The organism is Citrobacter europaeus, assembly GCA_020099315.1.
Taxonomy (GTDB): Bacteria; Pseudomonadota; Gammaproteobacteria; order Enterobacterales; family Enterobacteriaceae; genus Citrobacter; species Citrobacter europaeus.
In genome coordinates this window covers 4,466,475-4,483,016 of sequence record CP083650.1, presented here as the reverse complement: position 1 = coordinate 4,483,016, position 16,542 = coordinate 4,466,475, and the positions used below count along the sequence as shown (strand labels likewise).

Annotated in this window: 22 protein-coding genes; 11 read left to right on the top strand and 11 right to left on the bottom strand. The window is 52.5% G+C overall.

Annotation, left to right across the window (positions count from 1 at the left end; translation table 11 throughout):
• Positions 1-34: 34 nt before the first annotated feature.
• The 9 genes from ptsN to LA337_20910 all read right to left on the bottom strand — a co-directional run bounded on the left by ptsN (position 35) and on the right by LA337_20910 (position 6,785).
• Entirely contained in the window at positions 35-526 is a 492-nt protein-coding gene (gene ptsN / locus LA337_20950) for a PTS IIA-like nitrogen regulatory protein PtsN (GenBank protein ID UBI15596.1), read from the bottom strand.
• Between the two features lie 83 nt (positions 527-609).
• On the bottom strand, positions 610-897 hold the full coding sequence (hpf, locus tag LA337_20945; protein ID UBI15595.1) for a ribosome hibernation promoting factor: 288 nt from the start codon (positions 895-897) through the stop codon (positions 610-612).
• A gap of 22 nt (positions 898-919) precedes the next feature.
• Positions 920-2,353, bottom strand: coding sequence for an RNA polymerase factor sigma-54 (rpoN, locus tag LA337_20940; protein UBI15594.1), 1,434 nt, complete (start codon positions 2,351-2,353; stop codon positions 920-922).
• Positions 2,354-2,399: 46 nt separating this feature from the next.
• Entirely contained in the window at positions 2,400-3,125 is a 726-nt protein-coding gene (gene lptB, locus LA337_20935; GenBank protein ID UBI15593.1) for an LPS export ABC transporter ATP-binding protein, read from the bottom strand.
• Between the two features lie 6 nt (positions 3,126-3,131).
• Positions 3,132-3,680, bottom strand: coding sequence for a lipopolysaccharide ABC transporter substrate-binding protein LptA (lptA, locus tag LA337_20930; protein UBI15592.1), 549 nt, complete (start codon positions 3,678-3,680; stop codon positions 3,132-3,134).
• The gene (lptC, locus tag LA337_20925) at positions 3,649-4,224 is read right to left on the bottom strand and encodes an LPS export ABC transporter periplasmic protein LptC (protein UBI15591.1); all 576 of its coding nucleotides are present in this window, start codon (positions 4,222-4,224) and stop codon (positions 3,649-3,651) included. The genes lptA and lptC overlap by 32 nt, the downstream gene beginning before the upstream one ends.
• Positions 4,221-4,787 carry a 3-deoxy-manno-octulosonate-8-phosphatase KdsC gene (gene kdsC / locus LA337_20920; protein UBI15590.1) on the bottom strand — a complete coding sequence of 189 codons (567 nt, stop codon included), beginning with the start codon at positions 4,785-4,787 and terminating at the stop codon, positions 4,221-4,223. The genes lptC and kdsC overlap by 4 nt, the downstream gene beginning before the upstream one ends.
• A 20-nt stretch (positions 4,788-4,807) precedes the next feature.
• Positions 4,808-5,794 (bottom strand): arabinose-5-phosphate isomerase KdsD, encoded by a 987-nt coding sequence (gene kdsD / locus LA337_20915; protein UBI15589.1) that lies wholly within the window; start codon positions 5,792-5,794, stop codon positions 4,808-4,810.
• Positions 5,795-5,807: 13 nt separating this feature from the next.
• Entirely contained in the window at positions 5,808-6,785 is a 978-nt protein-coding gene (locus tag LA337_20910; GenBank protein UBI15588.1) for a calcium/sodium antiporter, read from the bottom strand.
• 214 nt (positions 6,786-6,999) lie between these two features.
• Here LA337_20910 and mlaF point away from each other — a divergent pair, with 214 nt between their 5' ends.
• From mlaF to murA, 7 genes are all read left to right on the top strand, one after another.
• Positions 7,000-7,812: a phospholipid ABC transporter ATP-binding protein MlaF gene (mlaF, locus tag LA337_20905; GenBank protein ID UBI15587.1), complete on the top strand. Its 813-nt coding sequence runs from the start codon at positions 7,000-7,002 to the stop codon at positions 7,810-7,812.
• Between the two features lie 7 nt (positions 7,813-7,819).
• Positions 7,820-8,602: a lipid asymmetry maintenance ABC transporter permease subunit MlaE gene (gene mlaE, locus LA337_20900; protein ID UBI15586.1), complete on the top strand. Its 783-nt coding sequence runs from the start codon at positions 7,820-7,822 to the stop codon at positions 8,600-8,602.
• A 4-nt stretch (positions 8,603-8,606) separates the two neighbouring features.
• Complete coding sequence (gene mlaD / locus LA337_20895; GenBank protein UBI15585.1) at positions 8,607-9,164, top strand: outer membrane lipid asymmetry maintenance protein MlaD; 558 nt, start codon at positions 8,607-8,609, stop codon at positions 9,162-9,164.
• Between the two features lie 18 nt (positions 9,165-9,182).
• Complete coding sequence (mlaC, locus tag LA337_20890; GenBank protein ID UBI15584.1) at positions 9,183-9,818, top strand: phospholipid-binding protein MlaC; 636 nt, start codon at positions 9,183-9,185, stop codon at positions 9,816-9,818.
• Complete coding sequence (gene mlaB, locus LA337_20885) at positions 9,818-10,111, top strand: lipid asymmetry maintenance protein MlaB (GenBank protein UBI15583.1); 294 nt, start codon at positions 9,818-9,820, stop codon at positions 10,109-10,111. Before mlaC ends, mlaB begins: the two co-directional genes overlap by 1 nt.
• A gap of 169 nt (positions 10,112-10,280) precedes the next feature.
• Positions 10,281-10,535 carry a BolA family iron metabolism protein IbaG gene (gene ibaG, locus LA337_20880; GenBank protein ID UBI15582.1) on the top strand — a complete coding sequence of 85 codons (255 nt, stop codon included), beginning with the start codon at positions 10,281-10,283 and terminating at the stop codon, positions 10,533-10,535.
• A 53-nt stretch (positions 10,536-10,588) separates the two neighbouring features.
• Positions 10,589-11,848 (top strand): UDP-N-acetylglucosamine 1-carboxyvinyltransferase, encoded by a 1,260-nt coding sequence (murA, locus tag LA337_20875; protein ID UBI15581.1) that lies wholly within the window; start codon positions 10,589-10,591, stop codon positions 11,846-11,848.
• 59 nt (positions 11,849-11,907) lie between these two features.
• Here murA and sfsB read toward each other — a convergent pair whose 3' ends face one another.
• Together sfsB and ispB are read right to left on the bottom strand one after the other, a co-directional pair.
• Positions 11,908-12,192, bottom strand: coding sequence for a DNA-binding transcriptional regulator SfsB (gene sfsB / locus LA337_20870; protein UBI15580.1), 285 nt, complete (start codon positions 12,190-12,192; stop codon positions 11,908-11,910).
• A gap of 221 nt (positions 12,193-12,413) precedes the next feature.
• Complete coding sequence (gene ispB / locus LA337_20865) at positions 12,414-13,385, bottom strand: octaprenyl diphosphate synthase (protein UBI15579.1); 972 nt, start codon at positions 13,383-13,385, stop codon at positions 12,414-12,416.
• A 258-nt stretch (positions 13,386-13,643) separates the two neighbouring features.
• Between ispB and rplU the strand changes: the two genes are divergently transcribed.
• The 4 genes from rplU (at position 13,644) to cgtA (ending at position 16,513) form a co-directional block, all read left to right on the top strand.
• The gene (gene rplU / locus LA337_20860; GenBank protein UBI15578.1) at positions 13,644-13,955 is read left to right on the top strand and encodes a 50S ribosomal protein L21; all 312 of its coding nucleotides are present in this window, start codon (positions 13,644-13,646) and stop codon (positions 13,953-13,955) included.
• A gap of 19 nt (positions 13,956-13,974) precedes the next feature.
• Positions 13,975-14,232 carry a 50S ribosomal protein L27 gene (gene rpmA, locus LA337_20855; protein UBI15577.1) on the top strand — a complete coding sequence of 86 codons (258 nt, stop codon included), beginning with the start codon at positions 13,975-13,977 and terminating at the stop codon, positions 14,230-14,232.
• Positions 14,233-14,359: 127 nt separating this feature from the next.
• The gene (locus LA337_20850; GenBank protein ID UBI15576.1) at positions 14,360-15,325 is read left to right on the top strand and encodes a DMT family transporter; all 966 of its coding nucleotides are present in this window, start codon (positions 14,360-14,362) and stop codon (positions 15,323-15,325) included.
• Positions 15,326-15,340: 15 nt separating this feature from the next.
• Complete coding sequence (gene cgtA / locus LA337_20845) at positions 15,341-16,513, top strand: Obg family GTPase CgtA (GenBank protein UBI15575.1); 1,173 nt, start codon at positions 15,341-15,343, stop codon at positions 16,511-16,513.
• Positions 16,514-16,542 lie beyond the last annotated feature (29 nt).

The following is a 16,542-nucleotide window of genomic DNA, read 5'->3' as shown; positions in this document are numbered from 1 at the left end:
CCTCACAACGACAAAAAAGGATGCCATTGGGTTGTTATGCCTCATCCTGTCCACCTTCGGTGTCCGTGATGATTTGATACAACTCCTGGTCACTCTGTGCGGCGCGCAGGCGGCGGCAGATGGTTTTATCTGCCAGACGTTTGGCGACCAGTGACAACGTATGCAAATGCGTCTTGGTTTGGTCTGCCGGAACCAGTAGAGCAAAAAGCAGATCGACGGGTTGATTATCAATGGCGTCGAAAGCAATAGGCGTTTCAAGTTGCACAAACACGCCAACCGCGCGCATCGTGTCTTCTTCCAGCTTTCCGTGCGGAATAGCAATACCATTACCGATGCCGGTACTGCCCATTTTTTCACGCGTCAGAATGGCTTCAAATACCACCTGAGAGGGCAAGCTGAGCTGTTTTGCCGCCAGTTCACTGATGATTTCCAGTGCGCGTTTTTTGCTTTGGCAGTGAACGGCCGCACGTGTACATTCCTGGTTAAGAACATTGCTCAGTTGTAGAGTCGTATCGTTATTTGTCATAATTTCACCTAAGCGCTAACTGTACAAATGGCCTGTTGTGCTACACAACAGGCCGTCCTGCACCCGCTAACTGCCCGGACAAGTTAGTGCTGTTTCAGTTTATCTTTATGTTTTGTTAACTGCCGAGCCAGTTTATCAATTAAACCGTCAATGGCGGCGTACATATCCTGACCTTCCGCGCTGGCATGAATTTCGCCACCGTTCACATGCAGTGTTGCGTCCGAGATATGTGTAACCTTCTCCACTTTCAACACAATATAGACCTGATTAATCCGGTCGAAATATTGTTCAAGCTTGGCGAATTTTGTATTCACAAAATCGCGCAGGGCTTCCGTGATTTCGACGTTGTTTCCAGTGATGTTGAGCTGCATAGTGTCTTCCTTATCGGTTGGGTCAGACCAGCTGTTTGCGCTGGTTAGACGGCGGAATGGATAAAGACTCTCGGTACTTCGCAACGGTGCGGCGTGCCACCATGATACCCTGTTCTGACAGCATAGAGGTTAACTTGCTGTCACTCAGCGGTTTCGCGGGGTTTTCCGCAGCAATTAATTTCTTCACCAACGCACGGATAGCTGTGGACGAGGCTTCGCCTCCGCCTTCAGTGTTAACGTGACTGGAAAAGAAATACTTCAATTCAAAAATGCCGCGCGGACTGTGCAGATACTTTTGCGTGGTCACTCGGGAAATGGTCGATTCGTGCATCTCGACGGCCTGGGCGATATCCGCCAGCACCATCGGTTTCATAAACTCTTCGCCTTGCTCAAAGAAGGCTTGCTGCTGTTCAACGATGCAGCGACTGACGCGCAGCAGCGTATCATTGCGACTTTCCAGGCTTTTAATCAGCCACTTCGCATCCTGCAGATTGCTACGAATAAACTGGCTGTCAGCATCGTTGCGCGCGCTGTTGCACATGGCGGCGTAATGCTGGTTAATCTGCAGCCGTGGAATACTGTCGCCGTTGAGTTCGACCACCCAGCGATCGTTATGCTTACGCACCAGCACATCCGGGATGACGTATTCCGGTTCGCCGGTTTGGATCGACTGTCCTGGGCGGGGATCGAGCGACTGGATGAGGTTGACGGCTTCTTTCAGCACATCTTCTTTCAGCCGGGTCACGCGCATCAGCGTGCGGAAGTCATGATTGGCTAACAGATCGAGATGATCGCTGATGATCAGGCGCGCTTCTTCCAGCCACGGCGTGGCTTTATCAAACTGTGAAAGTTGAATCAGTAAGCAGTCGCGGAGATCTTTGGCCGCTACGCCCACGGGATCAAAACGCTGAACGCGTTTAAGCACGGCTTCGATTTCGTCCATACCGACGTCGTCATCGCCCATGCTTTCGAGAATATCGTCCAGGGTTACGGTGAGATAACCGGTTTCGTCTACCGCATCAACGATGGATGTCGCAATGGCGCGATCGGTATCCGAGAACGGGGTCAGCTCCACTTGCCACATCAGGTAATCCTGCAGCGATTGCGTGGTCTCACCCTGGTACACAGGCAGTTCGTCGTCGATGTAATCTCCGCTGGTGCCAGAAGGCGTACCGGCGGTGTAAATTTCATCCCAACTGGCGTCAAGCGGTAGTTCCTCTGGCATCTCTTTTTGTTCGAGAGCATCTGCGGTGTCGAGGGATTCGCTGTCCTGTTTTTCCTGGGTATCAATTTCGTCGTGAAGATCGGTTTGCTCGAGCAGTGGGTTACTTTCCAGCGCTTGCTGAAGTTCTTGCTGAAGTTCCAGCGTGGACAGCTGCAACAGACGGATAGCCTGTTGTAGCTGAGGCGTCATCGCCAGTTGTTGGCTAAGCCTGAGTTGCAAACCTTGCTTCATGTTCAGAGTTGTTCTCTCCTGCGGTGACGTGAAGTCTTCTACCCTATCAGAGTCTGAAGTCTTCCCCAAGGTATACGCGCTTAACGTGCTCATCCTGCAGTATTTCTGTTGGCGTGCCGTGCGCGATCAGGTGGCCCTGACTCACGATATAGGCGCGCTCACACACTGCCAGCGTTTCGCGAACGTTATGGTCGGTAATCAGCACCCCAAGCCCGCTGTCGCGCAGGTGTTCGATGATTCGTTTGATATCAATAACGGAAATCGGGTCAACACCGGCAAACGGTTCATCCAGCAGGATAAATTTCGGATTAGCCGCCAGTGCCCGGGCGATCTCCACGCGGCGTCGTTCACCACCGGAGAGCGACTGACCTAAGCTGTCGCGCAGGTGTTCGATGTGGAATTCTTCCATCAGCTCGTTAGCGCGATCTTCGCGCTGCTCGCTGGTCAGATCGTCGCGAATTTGCAGCACCGCCATCAGGTTATCAAACACGCTCAGGCGACGGAAAATAGACGCTTCCTGCGGCAAATAGCCGATGCCGCGACGCGCGCGCGCATGCAGAGGCAGCAGGCTGATGTCTTCGTCATCAATGATAATGTTGCCCGCATCGCGCGGGACAATGCCGACTACCATGTAAAAGGTCGTTGTCTTACCCGCACCGTTAGGCCCGAGCAAACCGACAATCTCCCCGGAGTTGACGGTCAGACTGACATCTTCCACTACACGGCGGCCCTTATAGGCTTTTGCAAGGTTCTTTGCAGTTAATGTTGCCATAACGAATCAGTTACCTTTTTTCTCTGCCGGAGCCTTGTTTTTGTCCTGCAACTGCGACGGAACCAGAACGGTGGTGACGCGTTTGCCTTTATCGCTGAAGGCCTGCATTTTCTGCTCTTTTACCAGATAGGTGATCTTATCGCCCGTGATGTTGCTATCGAGCTGTTCCAGGTAAGCCTTACCGGTAAGAACGACGAAGTCTTTTGCCAGTTCATAGTGCATGTGTGAGGCGCGGCCTTTCACCGGCTTACCGTTGTCCTGCATCTGGTAAAAGGTGGCGGGATCACCGTAACCATCAATCACTTCTTTACCGTCTTCACCGCCAGGGCGGGTTACGACGACTTTATCGGCGTTAATTTTAATGGTGCCCTGAGTCACAATCACGTTACCAGTAAACGTCACCACGTTGCCCTGCATATCCAGGGACTGCTGGTCCGACTCAATGTGAATCGGCTGCTCGGTATCGCCGGTAACGGCCAATGCCGGGATGCTGGCGGCCAGAAGTGAGCTGGCAAGCACAAGATTAAGGCTGAGTTTGTTTGTTTTGGATTTCATATGAGGTTCTAACCTTTTCAATCAGCTCGGCGTTCTTGCTGCGTAAGTTGCCGCGCATCTTCAGTCCGCTGGAGTTAAATGTTGTGCCATATAACGTGACGAGATCATCGGAAGTGACATCTTGTGTCACCAGGTTAATCTGCGCGTTATCGGTGGTAATTCTGCGTAGTTGAGAGTCGGGCACCAGGGCGTTGACCTCAACATGGCCGTACAAATACAGCATCCGATCGTTGGTCAATTTGGCTTTATCAGCCTTGATCGTCCAGGTCGGTACTTTATCTTTATCAAACGTGGTTAATACTGGTTGAGTAAACCACGAAACCGCTTGTTCCGAATAATATTCAACGTTTTGCGCGATCAAGTGATAGCTCAGTGCGCCTTCCGGACTATACACAACGGTATCAGTATGTTCGCTCTTATAGGTTGGCTCGTTGTTATTGACGACGACCTGAGCGGCGTCGTCTTTGTCAGCCAGATTAATACCAATCATCACAAGGACAGCCAGCGACAGTAGAATGATAACCCAACGTCTGGTTTTGCTCATATCGATTGCCCTTTGGCCTCGTCCAGTTTGCCCTGCGCCAGGAGTAATAAATCGCAGACTTCACGCACCGCGCCACGTCCCCCATCGATGCGGGTAACGTAATCGGCGCGCGGGATCAGCAGAGGATGCGCATCCGCCACCGCCACGCTTAATCCCACTTGCGCCATCACCGGCCAGTCGATCAGGTCATCACCAACGTACGCGACATTTTCAGGCGTGACTGCCAGTTTGCTAAGGAGATCGTTAAAGGCGACCAGTTTGTCTGACTGCCCCTGATACAAATGCGTGATCCCCAATGTGGCACAGCGATCTTCTACAAGTTTAGCCTTTCGTCCGGTAATAATGGCAACCTCGATACCGGAAGTGAGCGCACAGCGAATTCCGTAACCATCGCGGACGTTAAAAGCCTTCAGCTCTTCACCGTTGTTGCCCATATAAATCAGACCATCAGACAGTACGCCATCCACATCCAGGATCAGCAAACGGATGTTCTCTGCCCGGGTGATAACGTCTGTGCTGACGGGTCCATAACAGGTCGCAAGCGACGCACCTGCTTTACTCATTTTCGTTATCCTTGAGTTTCTTACACTACACCTGCACGCAGCAGATCATGCATATGTAACACACCGAGTAACTGGTCGCCATCAGCAACCATTACCGAGGTGATATGGCGGGACTGCATTAAGTTCAGGGCATCGACGGCAAGAATACCCGGACGCACGCGAATGCCTCCAGGGGTCATCACATCGGCAATGCCTAACTGGCGTACATCAACGCCCATATCGAAGACGCGACGTAAATCGCCATCGGTGAAAATACCGTCAATCTTCATGGCATCATCGCAAATGACGGTCATGCCGAGATTTTTACGCGTGATCTCAAGTAAGGCGTCACGCAGGCTGGCGCTTTTAGTCACATGCGGGATCTCATCTCCCGTATGCATAATATCGTTAACGCGCAGCAAAAGCTTACGGCCCAGTGCGCCGCCGGGATGAGATAATGCAAAATCTTCCGCGGTAAAACCACGCGCTTTTAATAATGCCACGGCAAGCGCATCGCCCATTACCAGCGTGGCGGTTGTGCTGCTGGTCGGCGCCAGGCCTAACGGACAAGCTTCCTTGGGCACTTTAACACACAGATGCACATCTGCCGCACGCGCCATGCTGCTTTCCGGACGACCGGTCATGCAGATAAGCGGTACATGAAGACGTTTTAATACCGGGATCAACGCTGCTATCTCATTGGATTCACCGGAGTTAGAGATGGCGATAACCACATCCTGCGGCGAGACCATACCCAGATCGCCATGTGCGGCTTCGCCAGGATGTACGAAAAATGAGGGGGTACCGGTGCTGGCAAATGTGGCCGCCATCTTCCGTCCTATATGTCCTGATTTCCCCATCCCCATCACCACGACTTTGCCCGGGCAGCTGAATATTTTTTCGCATGCGAGAGTAAAATTTTGGTTGATGTACTGATCAAGCTCCGCCAGGCCTTCACGTTCAATTGCCAGGACTTCCTTGCCTGCTTGCTGAAAGTCAAAACCCGGTTGCAACTCTAAGTGCGACATAATGCGTTTCCAGTTATCCAACGAGAAGTGGCGATAACCAATACAACATCGCCAGCCATATGATAAAACCGCCGGTCAGTAGCGCACCCGCGCCGCGACCAATCTGGCGCGGGCGTCGCCAGCAGAGTAGTGCAAAAATTACGCTCACCAGCAGCATGACGCTATAGTCACGGGTGAAGGCCATCGGGTTGACTTCACCCGGCGTAATTAGCGCCGGTAGCCCGAGGACGATAACAATATTAAAAATGTTCGCGCCGATGATGTTACCGACGGCAATATCGTTCTCACCTTTACGCAGACCCGCAATCGCCGTTGCCAGCTCCGGCAGGCTGGTACCAATGGCGACCACCGTTAGCCCGATGGTGAGTTCGCTCATGGCGAAGTAGTTCGCCAGTACGGTTGCGTTATCTACCACCATACGTGTTGCCATTGGCATAATAATCAGCGCAATGCCCAACCACAAAAATGCGACCGGTAACCCGCCTTCGCGCGGTAACTCCGCAATCTGCTCGCGGGTCAGGCTGTCGTTGCCTTGTCGCTCGGCCAGGCGGGCGATTTTAACAATGAATAGCAGCCATAGCACGGCCAGAAGCAGAAGAAAGAATCCATCGCTGCGGCTCAACTGCCCGTCATACAGGACAGATGCGGCTAAAATACTTACCAGCAACATTAGCGGTAATTCACGACGCAGAACATCAGAATGCACGGTAAAAGGATGAATCAGCGCCGACAGGCCTAAAATAAGCAGGATGTTGGTAATGTTAGAGCCGATGGCGGTACCGACGGCTAAATCGAGTTGTCCATTTATTGATGCGGCAACCGAGACAATTATCTCGGGTAACGATGTCCCCATGCTGACCACGGTCATCCCGATGATAATGGGGGGAATACCGAAGTTTCGACATAAAATGGATGCGGCGAACACCAGACGGTCGGCACCGTAGACCACCAGAAGTAAACCAATTATTAACAGCGCCGTCGCTAAAAGCATCTAAAGTCCTTTCTTCAGGTATACTCGCCGGTCCACTTGAAGGATTTCTGGAAGCCGTAACGAATTCTTAATTTTGACTTTATGCGGCTAAAAAGTAAAACAAATGCCAGCTTTCGCTAACCAGGACAGGCAATAATCTGTAAATATGTTGGGTTCAGGGCTAAATTGAGCGCCAAACTCTTCGATTAACGAGGCAATAGTAAAGGATGAATCAATGGGTCAGTCTGTGGCGAATCTAGTCGATATGCGCGATGTCAGCTTTTCCCGAGGCGACCGCTGCATCTTTGATAATATTTCCCTGACGGTGCCGCGCGGTAAGGTAACGGCGATCATGGGGCCATCAGGCATTGGCAAGACAACGCTGTTGCGTCTGATTGGCGGACAAATCTCCCCGGATAAGGGCGAGATCCTGTTTGACGGCGAAAACGTCCCCGCCATGTCCCGTTCGCGTTTATTTACCGTGCGTAAGCGCATGAGCATGCTGTTTCAGTCCGGTGCGCTGTTTACCGACATGAACGTGTTTGACAACGTCGCATACCCGTTGCGTGAGCATACAACGCTGCCTGCGCCGCTACTGAAAAGCACGGTAATGATGAAGCTTGAGGCCGTGGGCCTGCGGGGCGCGGCTAAATTAATGCCTTCTGAATTATCCGGTGGGATGGCGCGTCGCGCCGCGTTAGCTCGTGCTATCGCGCTGGAGCCAGACCTCATCATGTTTGATGAACCGTTCGTCGGCCAGGATCCCATCACCATGGGCGTGCTGGTAAAGCTGATTTCGGAACTGAACAGTGCGCTGGGCGTCACCTGCGTGGTCGTTTCCCATGACGTGCCAGAGGTGCTGAGTATTGCGGATTACGCCTATATTATGGCGGATAAAAAAATAGTGGCCTACGGTAGTGCTCAGGCGCTGCAAGAAAATGCCGATCCGCGAGTGCGTCAGTTCCTCGATGGTATTGCCGATGGGCCGGTTCCGTTCCGTTATCCGGCGGGCGACTACCACATCGATTTACTCAAAACAGGGAGTTAAGCCACCCATGTTGTTAAATGCGCTGGCATCACTCGGGCATCGGGGAATAAAAACCCTCAGGACGTTCGGGCGAGCCGGATTAATGTTGTTCAATGCGGTTGTCGGCAAGCCGGAGTTTCGCAAACATGCGCCGCTGCTGATACGCCAGCTCTATAATGTCGGTGTCTTATCGATGCTGATCATTATAGTTTCTGGCGTGTTCATCGGTATGGTGCTGGGGTTGCAGGGATACCTGGTGCTGACGACCTACAGCGCGGAAACCAGCCTCGGTATGCTGGTGGCACTGTCATTGTTACGTGAGCTAGGACCGGTTGTTGCGGCGCTGCTGTTTGCCGGGCGGGCGGGGTCGGCCTTAACCGCAGAGATTGGCTTGATGCGGGCGACCGAACAGCTTTCCAGCCTGGAAATGATGGCCGTCGATCCTCTGCGCCGGGTTATCTCCCCGCGTTTTTGGGCCGGTGTCATTTCTTTGCCGCTGCTGACGATTATATTCGTCGCGGTGGGGATCTGGGGTGGTTCGCTGGTTGGCGTAAGCTGGAAAGGTATTGATGCCGGCTTTTTCTGGTCGGCGATGCAAAATGCCGTCGACTGGCGTCTGGATCTGGTCAACTGTCTGATTAAGAGCGTGGTGTTCGCCATTACGGTCACCTGGATTGCATTGTTCAATGGTTATGATGCGATCCCGACCTCTGCCGGGATTAGCCGGGCAACGACACGCACCGTAGTGCACGCCTCTCTTGCCGTTCTGGGGCTGGATTTTGTGCTGACCGCACTGATGTTTGGGAATTGAGTTCATGCAAACGAAAAAAAATGAAATTTGGGTCGGGTTATTCCTGCTGGTTGCGCTGCTGGCTGCGCTGTTTATCTGCCTGAAGGCGGCGAACGTTACCTCAATGCGTACTGAGCCGACTTATACGATTTATGCGACCTTTGATAATATCGGTGGCCTGAGAGAGCGTTCTCCGGTGCGGATTGGCGGGGTGGTAGTTGGACGCGTATCGGACATCTCGTTAGATCCGAAAACGTACCTGCCGCGCGTGACGCTGGAAATCGAATCGCGTTTTAACCATATTCCTGACACCAGTTCTCTGAGCATCCGTACGTCCGGTCTGCTGGGCGAACAGTATCTGGCGCTGAATGTGGGTTTTGAAGATCCTGAGCTGGGAACGTCTATCCTCAAAGATGGCGGTACGATTCAGGACACGAAATCCGCGATGGTGCTGGAAGACATGATTGGTCAGTTCCTTTACAACAGCAACAGTAAAGGTGATGACAATAAGAATTCTGGCGATGCGCCAGCCGCAACGGAAGGCAATAATGAAGCCACTACGCCTGCGGGCGCAACGAAATAATCTCAGGAGAATCGACGTATGTTTAAACGATTGATGATGGTGGCTATGCTGGTGATTGCCCCACTTAGCGCGGCAACCGCAGCCGACCAGACGAACCCGTACAAACTGATGAATGAGGCGGCGCAGAAGACCTTTGACCGTCTGAAGAACGAGCAACCCAAAATCCGTTCCAATCCGGATTATCTGCGTCAGGTGGTCGATCAGGAACTGCTGCCTTATGTGCAGGTTAAGTATGCCGGTGCGCTGGTGCTCGGCCGTTACTACAAAGATGCGACACCGGCTCAGCGTGACGCCTATTTCGCTGCCTTCCGTGAATATCTGAAGCAGGCTTACGGTCAGGCGCTGGCGATGTACCACGGGCAGACCTATCAGATTGCCCCTGAGCAGCCGCTGGGTGATGCGACCATCGTGCCTATCCGCGTAACCATCATCGATCCAAACGGTCGTCCTCCGGTACGTCTGGATTTCCAGTGGCGTAAAAACTCCCAGACCGGTAACTGGCAGGCGTATGACATGATTGCCGAAGGCGTAAGTATGATCACCACTAAACAGAATGAGTGGAGCGACCTGCTGCGTACGAAAGGTATTGATGGCCTGACGGCACAGCTGAAATCTATTTCTCAGCAGAAAATCACCCTGGAAGAGAAAAAATAATGACGCAGTCACTCACCTGGACGCGTGAAGGCGACAAGCTGGTGCTGGTGGGAGAACTGGATCAGGACGTGTTAAACCCATTATGGGATGCGCGAGTTGAGGCGATGAAAGGGGTATCCTGCATCGACCTGAACCAGGTATCCCGGGTGGACACCGGTGGTCTGGCATTACTGCTGCACCTGATTAACCAGGGCAAGCAGCAGGGGAACAGCGTTTCGCTCGCTGGCGTTAACGATAAAGTGTATACGCTGGCGCAGCTTTACAATTTGCCTGACGACGTTCTTCCGCGTTAATTTTTGTAAGCCGGATAAGGTCTTGTAATGCTATCCGGCAACCCCTTTGCGGGGTATCTGCCACTAAAGCCTTGTCTGATTTATCAGCGGGGCTTTTTGCTTATTTATGACAGCGCCACTTTGCTCTAAGATGTTGGGCTGTTTTCACTATCTGACGAATGAAGATCCCATGGAAAATAATGAAATTCAGAGCGTGCTGATGAATGCACTCTCCCTCCAGGAAGTCCACGTTTCTGGCGACGGCAGTCACTTTCAGGTTATTGCCGTGGGTGAGATGTTTGAAGGCATGAGCCGGGTCAAGAAGCAGCAATCGGTCTATGGCCCGTTGATGGAGTACATTGCGGACAACCGCATTCATGCCGTGTCGATTAAGGCGTTTACCCCAGCGGAATGGGCACGCGATCGCAAACTTAACGGTTTTTGAGCTACGGGTGACGTGCCGGTAGCGAAGATAAATTCTTAACAGAGAACAGAATAATGGATAAATTTCGTGTTCAGGGGCCAACCAAGCTCCAGGGCGAAGTCACAATTTCAGGCGCTAAAAACGCCGCACTGCCGATCCTTTTCGCGGCGCTGCTGGCTGAAGAACCTGTAGAGATCCAAAACGTCCCGAAACTGAAGGACGTTGACACCTCAATGAAGCTGCTGAGCCAGCTGGGTGCGAAAGTTGAGCGTAATGGTTCCGTGCACATTGATGCGCGTGACGTGAACGTCTTCTGTGCGCCGTACGATCTGGTGAAAACCATGCGTGCGTCCATCTGGGCGCTCGGGCCGCTGGTTGCCCGCTTTGGTCAGGGCCAGGTTTCACTGCCGGGCGGCTGTACCATTGGCGCGCGTCCGGTTGACCTGCACATTACTGGTCTGGAGCAGTTAGGCGCGACAATTAAGCTGGAAGAAGGCTATGTGAAGGCGTCCGTTGATGGCCGTCTGAAAGGTGCGCATATCGTCATGGACAAAGTGAGCGTCGGCGCGACGGTCACTATCATGTGCGCAGCAACGCTTGCCGAAGGCACTACCATCATCGAAAACGCCGCGCGCGAGCCGGAGATCGTGGATACCGCGAACTTCCTGATTGCGCTGGGCGCAAAAATCACGGGGCAGGGTACCGATCGTATTACCATCGAAGGCGTTGAGCGCCTCGGCGGCGGTGTCTATCGCGTTTTGCCAGACCGTATCGAAACCGGTACTTTCCTGGTCGCAGCGGCAATTTCTCGCGGAAAAATTATCTGCCGTAATGCACAGCCAGATACGCTGGATGCCGTTCTGGCGAAGCTGCGTGATGCGGGTGCAGATATCGAAGTCGGCGAGGACTGGATTAGCCTCGACATGCACGGCAAACGTCCGAAAGCGGTCAATGTGCGCACTGCGCCGCACCCGGCGTTCCCGACCGATATGCAGGCCCAGTTCACGCTGCTGAACCTGGTGGCAGAAGGGACGGGCTTCATCACGGAAACCGTGTTTGAGAACCGCTTTATGCATGTGCCTGAGCTGAGCCGTATGGGCGCTCATGCAGAAATCGAAAGCAATACCGTGATTTGTCACGGTGTGGAAACGCTCTCTGGCGCACAGGTTATGGCGACCGATCTGCGCGCATCCGCAAGCCTGGTGCTGGCAGGGTGTATTGCTGAAGGTACGACGGTAGTCGATCGTATTTATCACATCGATCGCGGCTATGAGCGCATCGAAGATAAACTGCGCGCGCTGGGCGCAAACATTGAGCGCGTGAAAGGCGAGTAACCGTCAACATCGCTTGTAACCCCCAGTTCTGTGGGCTGGGGGTTACTCCTCATCGGTGTTCATTCAGAACTCTGTTTCTCTCTGCGTCCTCGCATCATTCGTGTTCTGTCGATGAATTCATGCGTTTTTGCGTCATGGTAGCGTGACGGCCAAATCACCCAGGGATCGGTTCCCAGCGCCCGGGCGATAATCAATTCCCCTTTTGGCCATGGTCGGGTTAACGCATTGGCCAGCGTTGATGAACTTAATCCATTTTTGCGTGATTCAGCGGCCATTGAGGTCCCTTTCTTGCGCAGTCCGGCGATGATATCGGCCGGATGCCAGTCAATCAGCTTGCTTTCCATACACTCATCTCTCCTTTGGTTAACGACGTACGGTTCCACGATAGGTTGTGGCGACACTATAACGCCCGGAGAACGAATGTTCTAAAATGTTCACGTAAAGTGTGAGTATATTCAGAATATGCCAAGGTTGTGGCTTGTTTGTAGGAAATTTGAAAGTTATTATTGGAGCTTATAAGAACATCCCGCGCAGAGCACGGGATGAGGGAGGACGCTGAAAGGAATTAACGGTCGCGCTGTACGGCGATATGCGCCAGACCAATCAGCGCTTCTCGCCATGGCGTATCAGGCAGCACCTGCAGCGCAGCGATGGCCTTATCAGCCTCTTCTTCTGCACGTTGGCGAGTCCACTCCAGGGAACCACAGGCGTTCATTGCATCCAGAACTGGCTCCAGAAGGTGACGCCCATTACCTTGCTCAATGGCCTGGCGGATCATTTGCGCTTGCTCCGGCGAGCCGTGGCGCATGGCATGCAGCAGCGGCAGCGTTGGTTTACCTTCGTTGAGGTCATCGCCGACGTTTTTACCCAGTTGCTCGCCATCTGCGCTGTAATCCAGCAAATCGTCAATTAACTGGAAAGCGGTACCGAGATAACGGCCATAATCCTGCAACCCTTTCTCTTGTTCTTCGCTGCAACCTGCCAGAATGCCAGAACATTGGGCCGCCGCTTCAAACAAACGCGCGGTCTTACTGTAGATAACGCGCATATAGTTTTCTTCGGTGATGTCCGGATCGTTGACGTTCATCAACTGCAAGACTTCACCTTCGGCGATGACGTTGACCGCTTTCGACATGACTTCCAGTACTTTCAGCGAACCGAGGCTGGTCATCATTTGAAAAGCGCGGGTATAGATAAAATCGCCGACCAGCACGCTGGCCGCATTGCCAAAGGCTGCATTCGCCGTGGCTTTCCCGCGGCGCATGTCGGACTCATCCACAACATCGTCGTGCAACAGGGTCGCGGTGTGGATAAACTCGATGAGAGCCGCAATCGTAACGTGCGCATTATCCTGGTAACCAACGGCACGCGCTGCGAGTACGGCGATCATTGGGCGAATGCGTTTGCCGCCGCCGCTAACGATGTAGTACCCCAGTTGATTGATCAACTGAACGTCGGAATTGAGCTGTTCAAGGATTGTCGCATTGACCCCCGCCATATCTTGCGCGGTTAACTCATTGATTTTTTCTAAATTCATCGCAAAAGCCGGGCTTCTCGCCCCGATTACCTTACTGTATGAGAAGGTAACGTCGGGTTTAGGGTTATAAATATATGCTGATTGTACTGAAAAAACGCCGTAGATAAACGTTACCGTACATGTTGTGTTTTTTTTCTTCATGTATTGACGGTAGCACTTGTCAAAGGCTCGCGTTTTGCGTAATATTCGCGCCCTATTGTGAATATTTATAGCGCACTCTGAATCATCAAAAAGGTGTGCGCGGAAGCGGAGTTTTTTATGTACGCGGTTTTCCAAAGTGGTGGTAAACAACACCGAGTAAGCGAAGGTCAGACCGTTCGCCTGGAAAAGCTGGACATCGCAACTGGCGAATCTATTGAATTCGCTGAAGTTCTGATGATCGCAAACGGTGAAGAAGTCAAAATCGGCGTTCCTTTCGTTGATGGCGGCGTTATCAAAGCTGAAGTTGTTGCTCACGGTCGTGGCGAGAAAGTTAAAATTGTTAAGTTTCGTCGTCGTAAACACTACCGTAAGCAGCAGGGCCATCGTCAGTGGTTCACTGATGTGAAAATCACTGGCATCAGCGCTTAAGTTAAGGGGAGCAGATTAAATGGCACATAAAAAGGCTGGCGGCTCGACTCGTAACGGTCGCGATTCAGAAGCTAAACGTCTGGGCGTAAAACGCTTCGGCGGTGAAACAGTTCTGGCTGGTAGCATCATCGTTCGTCAACGTGGTACTAAATTCCACGCTGGCTCCAACGTTGGTTGCGGCAAAGACCACACTCTGTTTGCTAAAGCAGACGGTAAAGTGAAATTTGAAGTGAAAGGCCCGAAAAACCGTAAGTTCATCAGCATCGTTGCTGAATAAGTTTTTCGCGTCCCGGTAACGGATAAAAGCCCCGCAACACGTTGCGGGGCTTTTTACATTCGACGGCCGGTAAATACGCTCGTCGCGCCGTGACAACCCGGAAACGAGCCCTTGCAGGGAATACGGCATGAAGCAGCAGGCAGGCATTGGTATTCTGTTAGCACTCACAACGGCAGTATGTTGGGGCGCTTTGCCAATAGCAATGAAGCAAGTGCTGGAGGTGATGGAGCCTCCTACCGTGGTGTTCTACCGTTTTTTAATGGCAAGTATTGGCCTTGGCGCTATTCTTGCGGTTAAAAAAAAGCTCCCTCCGTTGCGTATTTTTCGCAAAGCGCGTTGGTTGATACTGTTGGCTATCGCTACCGGTGGGCTGTTCGGTAACTTCATTCTGTTTAGTTCATCCTTGCAATACTTGAGCCCAACGGCTTCGCAGGTTATCGGTCAGCTGTCACCGGTTGGTATGATGGTAGCCAGCGTCTTTATCCTGAAAGAAAAGATGCGCGGCACGCAGGTTATTGGCGCCGTTATGCTTCTGAGCGGTCTGGTCCTGTTTTTTAATACCAGTCTGATCGAAATTTTTACCCGACTCACCGATTACACCTGGGGCGTTATCTTTGGTGTTGGTGCGGCGATGGTCTGGGTGAGCTATGGGGTCGCGCAAAAGGTGTTATTGCGCCGACTGGCATCACCGCAGATCCTGTTTTTACTGTACACTTTATGTACGATTGCGTTGTTGCCGCTGGCAAAACCCGGTGTCATCACGCAGCTCAGCGACTGGCAGTTGGCATGCCTGGTATTCTGCGGCCTGAATACGCTGGTAGGATATGGCGCTCTCGCGGAAGCGATGGCGCGTTGGCAGGCGGCGCAGGTGAGCGCCATTATCACGCTCACACCGCTGTTTACGTTGTTATTTTCAGATTTATTATCACTGGCCTGGCCCGATTTCTTCGCCAGACCGATGCTAAACCTATTAGGTTATCTCGGTGCGTTTATCGTGGTTGCGGGCGCGATGTATTCCGCCATTGGTCATCGAATTTGGGGCGGTTTACGTAAGCATGAAACGGTGGTTTCGCAACCCCGCTCAGGCGAATGATTTACGGAGAGTAAAATGAAGTTTGTTGATGAAGCATCGATTCTGGTCGTTGCAGGTGATGGCGGTAATGGTTGCGTCAGCTTCCGCCGCGAAAAGTACATCCCAAAAGGCGGTCCGGACGGTGGTGACGGTGGTGATGGTGGTGACGTTTGGCTGGAAGCCGACGAAAACCTGAACACGCTGATCGATTACCGTTTTGAAAAATCATTCCGTGCGGAACGTGGTCAGAATGGCGCAAGCCGTGATTGCACCGGCAAGCGTGGTAAAGACGTCACGATTAAAGTGCCTGTCGGTACGCGTGTTATCGATCAGGGCACGGGCGAAACCATGGGCGACATGACCAAGCACGGTCAGCGTCTGATGGTCGCTAAAGGCGGCTGGCACGGTCTGGGTAACACCCGTTTCAAATCCTCGGTCAACCGTACTCCGCGTCAGAAAACGATGGGTACGCCGGGCGATAAGCGCGATCTGATGCTGGAGCTGATGCTGCTGGCGGACGTGGGTATGCTGGGCATGCCAAACGCCGGTAAATCGACCTTTATTCGTGCAGTGTCCGCGGCGAAGCCGAAAGTCGCTGATTATCCGTTTACCACTCTGGTACCGAGCCTGGGTGTGGTGCGTATGGACAACGAAAAGAGCTTCGTGGTTGCCGACATTCCAGGACTGATTGAAGGCGCGGCTGAAGGCGCAGGCCTGGGTATCCGCTTCCTGAAACACCTGGAACGCTGCCGCGTGCTGCTGCACCTCATTGATATCGATCCGATTGACGGTTCCGATCCGGTAGAAAACGCCCGTATCATTATTGGCGAACTGGAAAAATACAGTCAGGATCTGGCATCTAAACCGCGCTGGTTAGTGTTCAACAAAATTGATTTGCTGGACAAGGCTGAAGCGGAAGAGAAAGCGAAAGCGATCGCCGAAGCGTTGGGTTGGGAAGGTAAATATTATCTGATTTCCGCCGCCAGCCAGTTGGGCGTGAAAGATCTCTGCTGGGATGTGATGACCTTTATCATCGAGAACCCGATTGTTCAGGCTGAAGAAGCGAAGCAGCCAGAGAAAGTTGAGTTTATGTGGGATGATTATCACCGCCAGCAGCTCGCTGAAGTCGAAGACGAAGCGGAAGATGACTGGGATGACGATTGGGATGAAGAAGACGACGAAGGCGTTGAGTTCATCTACAAGCGTTAATCGCATTAAAAACCCCGGCCATAGTTGCC

What these genes read in the sequence shown, in the direction of transcription:
- LA337_20910 (UBI15588.1), bottom strand. Translation starts at nt 6,785, where the DNA reads ATGCTTTTAGCGACGGCGCTGTTAATAATTGGTTTACTTCTGGTGGTC.
- cgtA (UBI15575.1), top strand. Translation starts at nt 15,341, where the DNA reads ATGAAGTTTGTTGATGAAGCATCGATTCTGGTCGTTGCAGGTGATGGC.
- ptsN (UBI15596.1), bottom strand. Translation starts at nt 526, where the DNA reads ATGACAAATAACGATACGACTCTACAACTGAGCAATGTTCTTAACCAG.
- rplU (UBI15578.1), top strand. Translation starts at nt 13,644, where the DNA reads ATGTACGCGGTTTTCCAAAGTGGTGGTAAACAACACCGAGTAAGCGAA.
- mlaF (UBI15587.1), top strand. Translation starts at nt 7,000, where the DNA reads ATGGGTCAGTCTGTGGCGAATCTAGTCGATATGCGCGATGTCAGCTTT.
- sfsB (UBI15580.1), bottom strand. Translation starts at nt 12,192, where the DNA reads ATGGAAAGCAAGCTGATTGACTGGCATCCGGCCGATATCATCGCCGGA.
- ibaG (UBI15582.1), top strand. Translation starts at nt 10,281, where the DNA reads ATGGAAAATAATGAAATTCAGAGCGTGCTGATGAATGCACTCTCCCTC.
- hpf (UBI15595.1), bottom strand. Translation starts at nt 897, where the DNA reads ATGCAGCTCAACATCACTGGAAACAACGTCGAAATCACGGAAGCCCTG.
- mlaC (UBI15584.1), top strand. Translation starts at nt 9,183, where the DNA reads ATGTTTAAACGATTGATGATGGTGGCTATGCTGGTGATTGCCCCACTT.
- rpoN (UBI15594.1), bottom strand. Translation starts at nt 2,353, where the DNA reads ATGAAGCAAGGTTTGCAACTCAGGCTTAGCCAACAACTGGCGATGACG.
- LA337_20850 (UBI15576.1), top strand. Translation starts at nt 14,360, where the DNA reads ATGAAGCAGCAGGCAGGCATTGGTATTCTGTTAGCACTCACAACGGCA.
- kdsC (UBI15590.1), bottom strand. Translation starts at nt 4,787, where the DNA reads ATGAGTAAAGCAGGTGCGTCGCTTGCGACCTGTTATGGACCCGTCAGC.
- kdsD (UBI15589.1), bottom strand. Translation starts at nt 5,794, where the DNA reads ATGTCGCACTTAGAGTTGCAACCGGGTTTTGACTTTCAGCAAGCAGGC.
- lptB (UBI15593.1), bottom strand. Translation starts at nt 3,125, where the DNA reads ATGGCAACATTAACTGCAAAGAACCTTGCAAAAGCCTATAAGGGCCGC.
- mlaD (UBI15585.1), top strand. Translation starts at nt 8,607, where the DNA reads ATGCAAACGAAAAAAAATGAAATTTGGGTCGGGTTATTCCTGCTGGTT.
- lptA (UBI15592.1), bottom strand. Translation starts at nt 3,680, where the DNA reads ATGAAATCCAAAACAAACAAACTCAGCCTTAATCTTGTGCTTGCCAGC.
- lptC (UBI15591.1), bottom strand. Translation starts at nt 4,224, where the DNA reads ATGAGCAAAACCAGACGTTGGGTTATCATTCTACTGTCGCTGGCTGTC.
- rpmA (UBI15577.1), top strand. Translation starts at nt 13,975, where the DNA reads ATGGCACATAAAAAGGCTGGCGGCTCGACTCGTAACGGTCGCGATTCA.
- mlaB (UBI15583.1), top strand. Translation starts at nt 9,818, where the DNA reads ATGACGCAGTCACTCACCTGGACGCGTGAAGGCGACAAGCTGGTGCTG.
- mlaE (UBI15586.1), top strand. Translation starts at nt 7,820, where the DNA reads ATGTTGTTAAATGCGCTGGCATCACTCGGGCATCGGGGAATAAAAACC.
- murA (UBI15581.1), top strand. Translation starts at nt 10,589, where the DNA reads ATGGATAAATTTCGTGTTCAGGGGCCAACCAAGCTCCAGGGCGAAGTC.
- ispB (UBI15579.1), bottom strand. Translation starts at nt 13,385, where the DNA reads ATGAATTTAGAAAAAATCAATGAGTTAACCGCGCAAGATATGGCGGGG.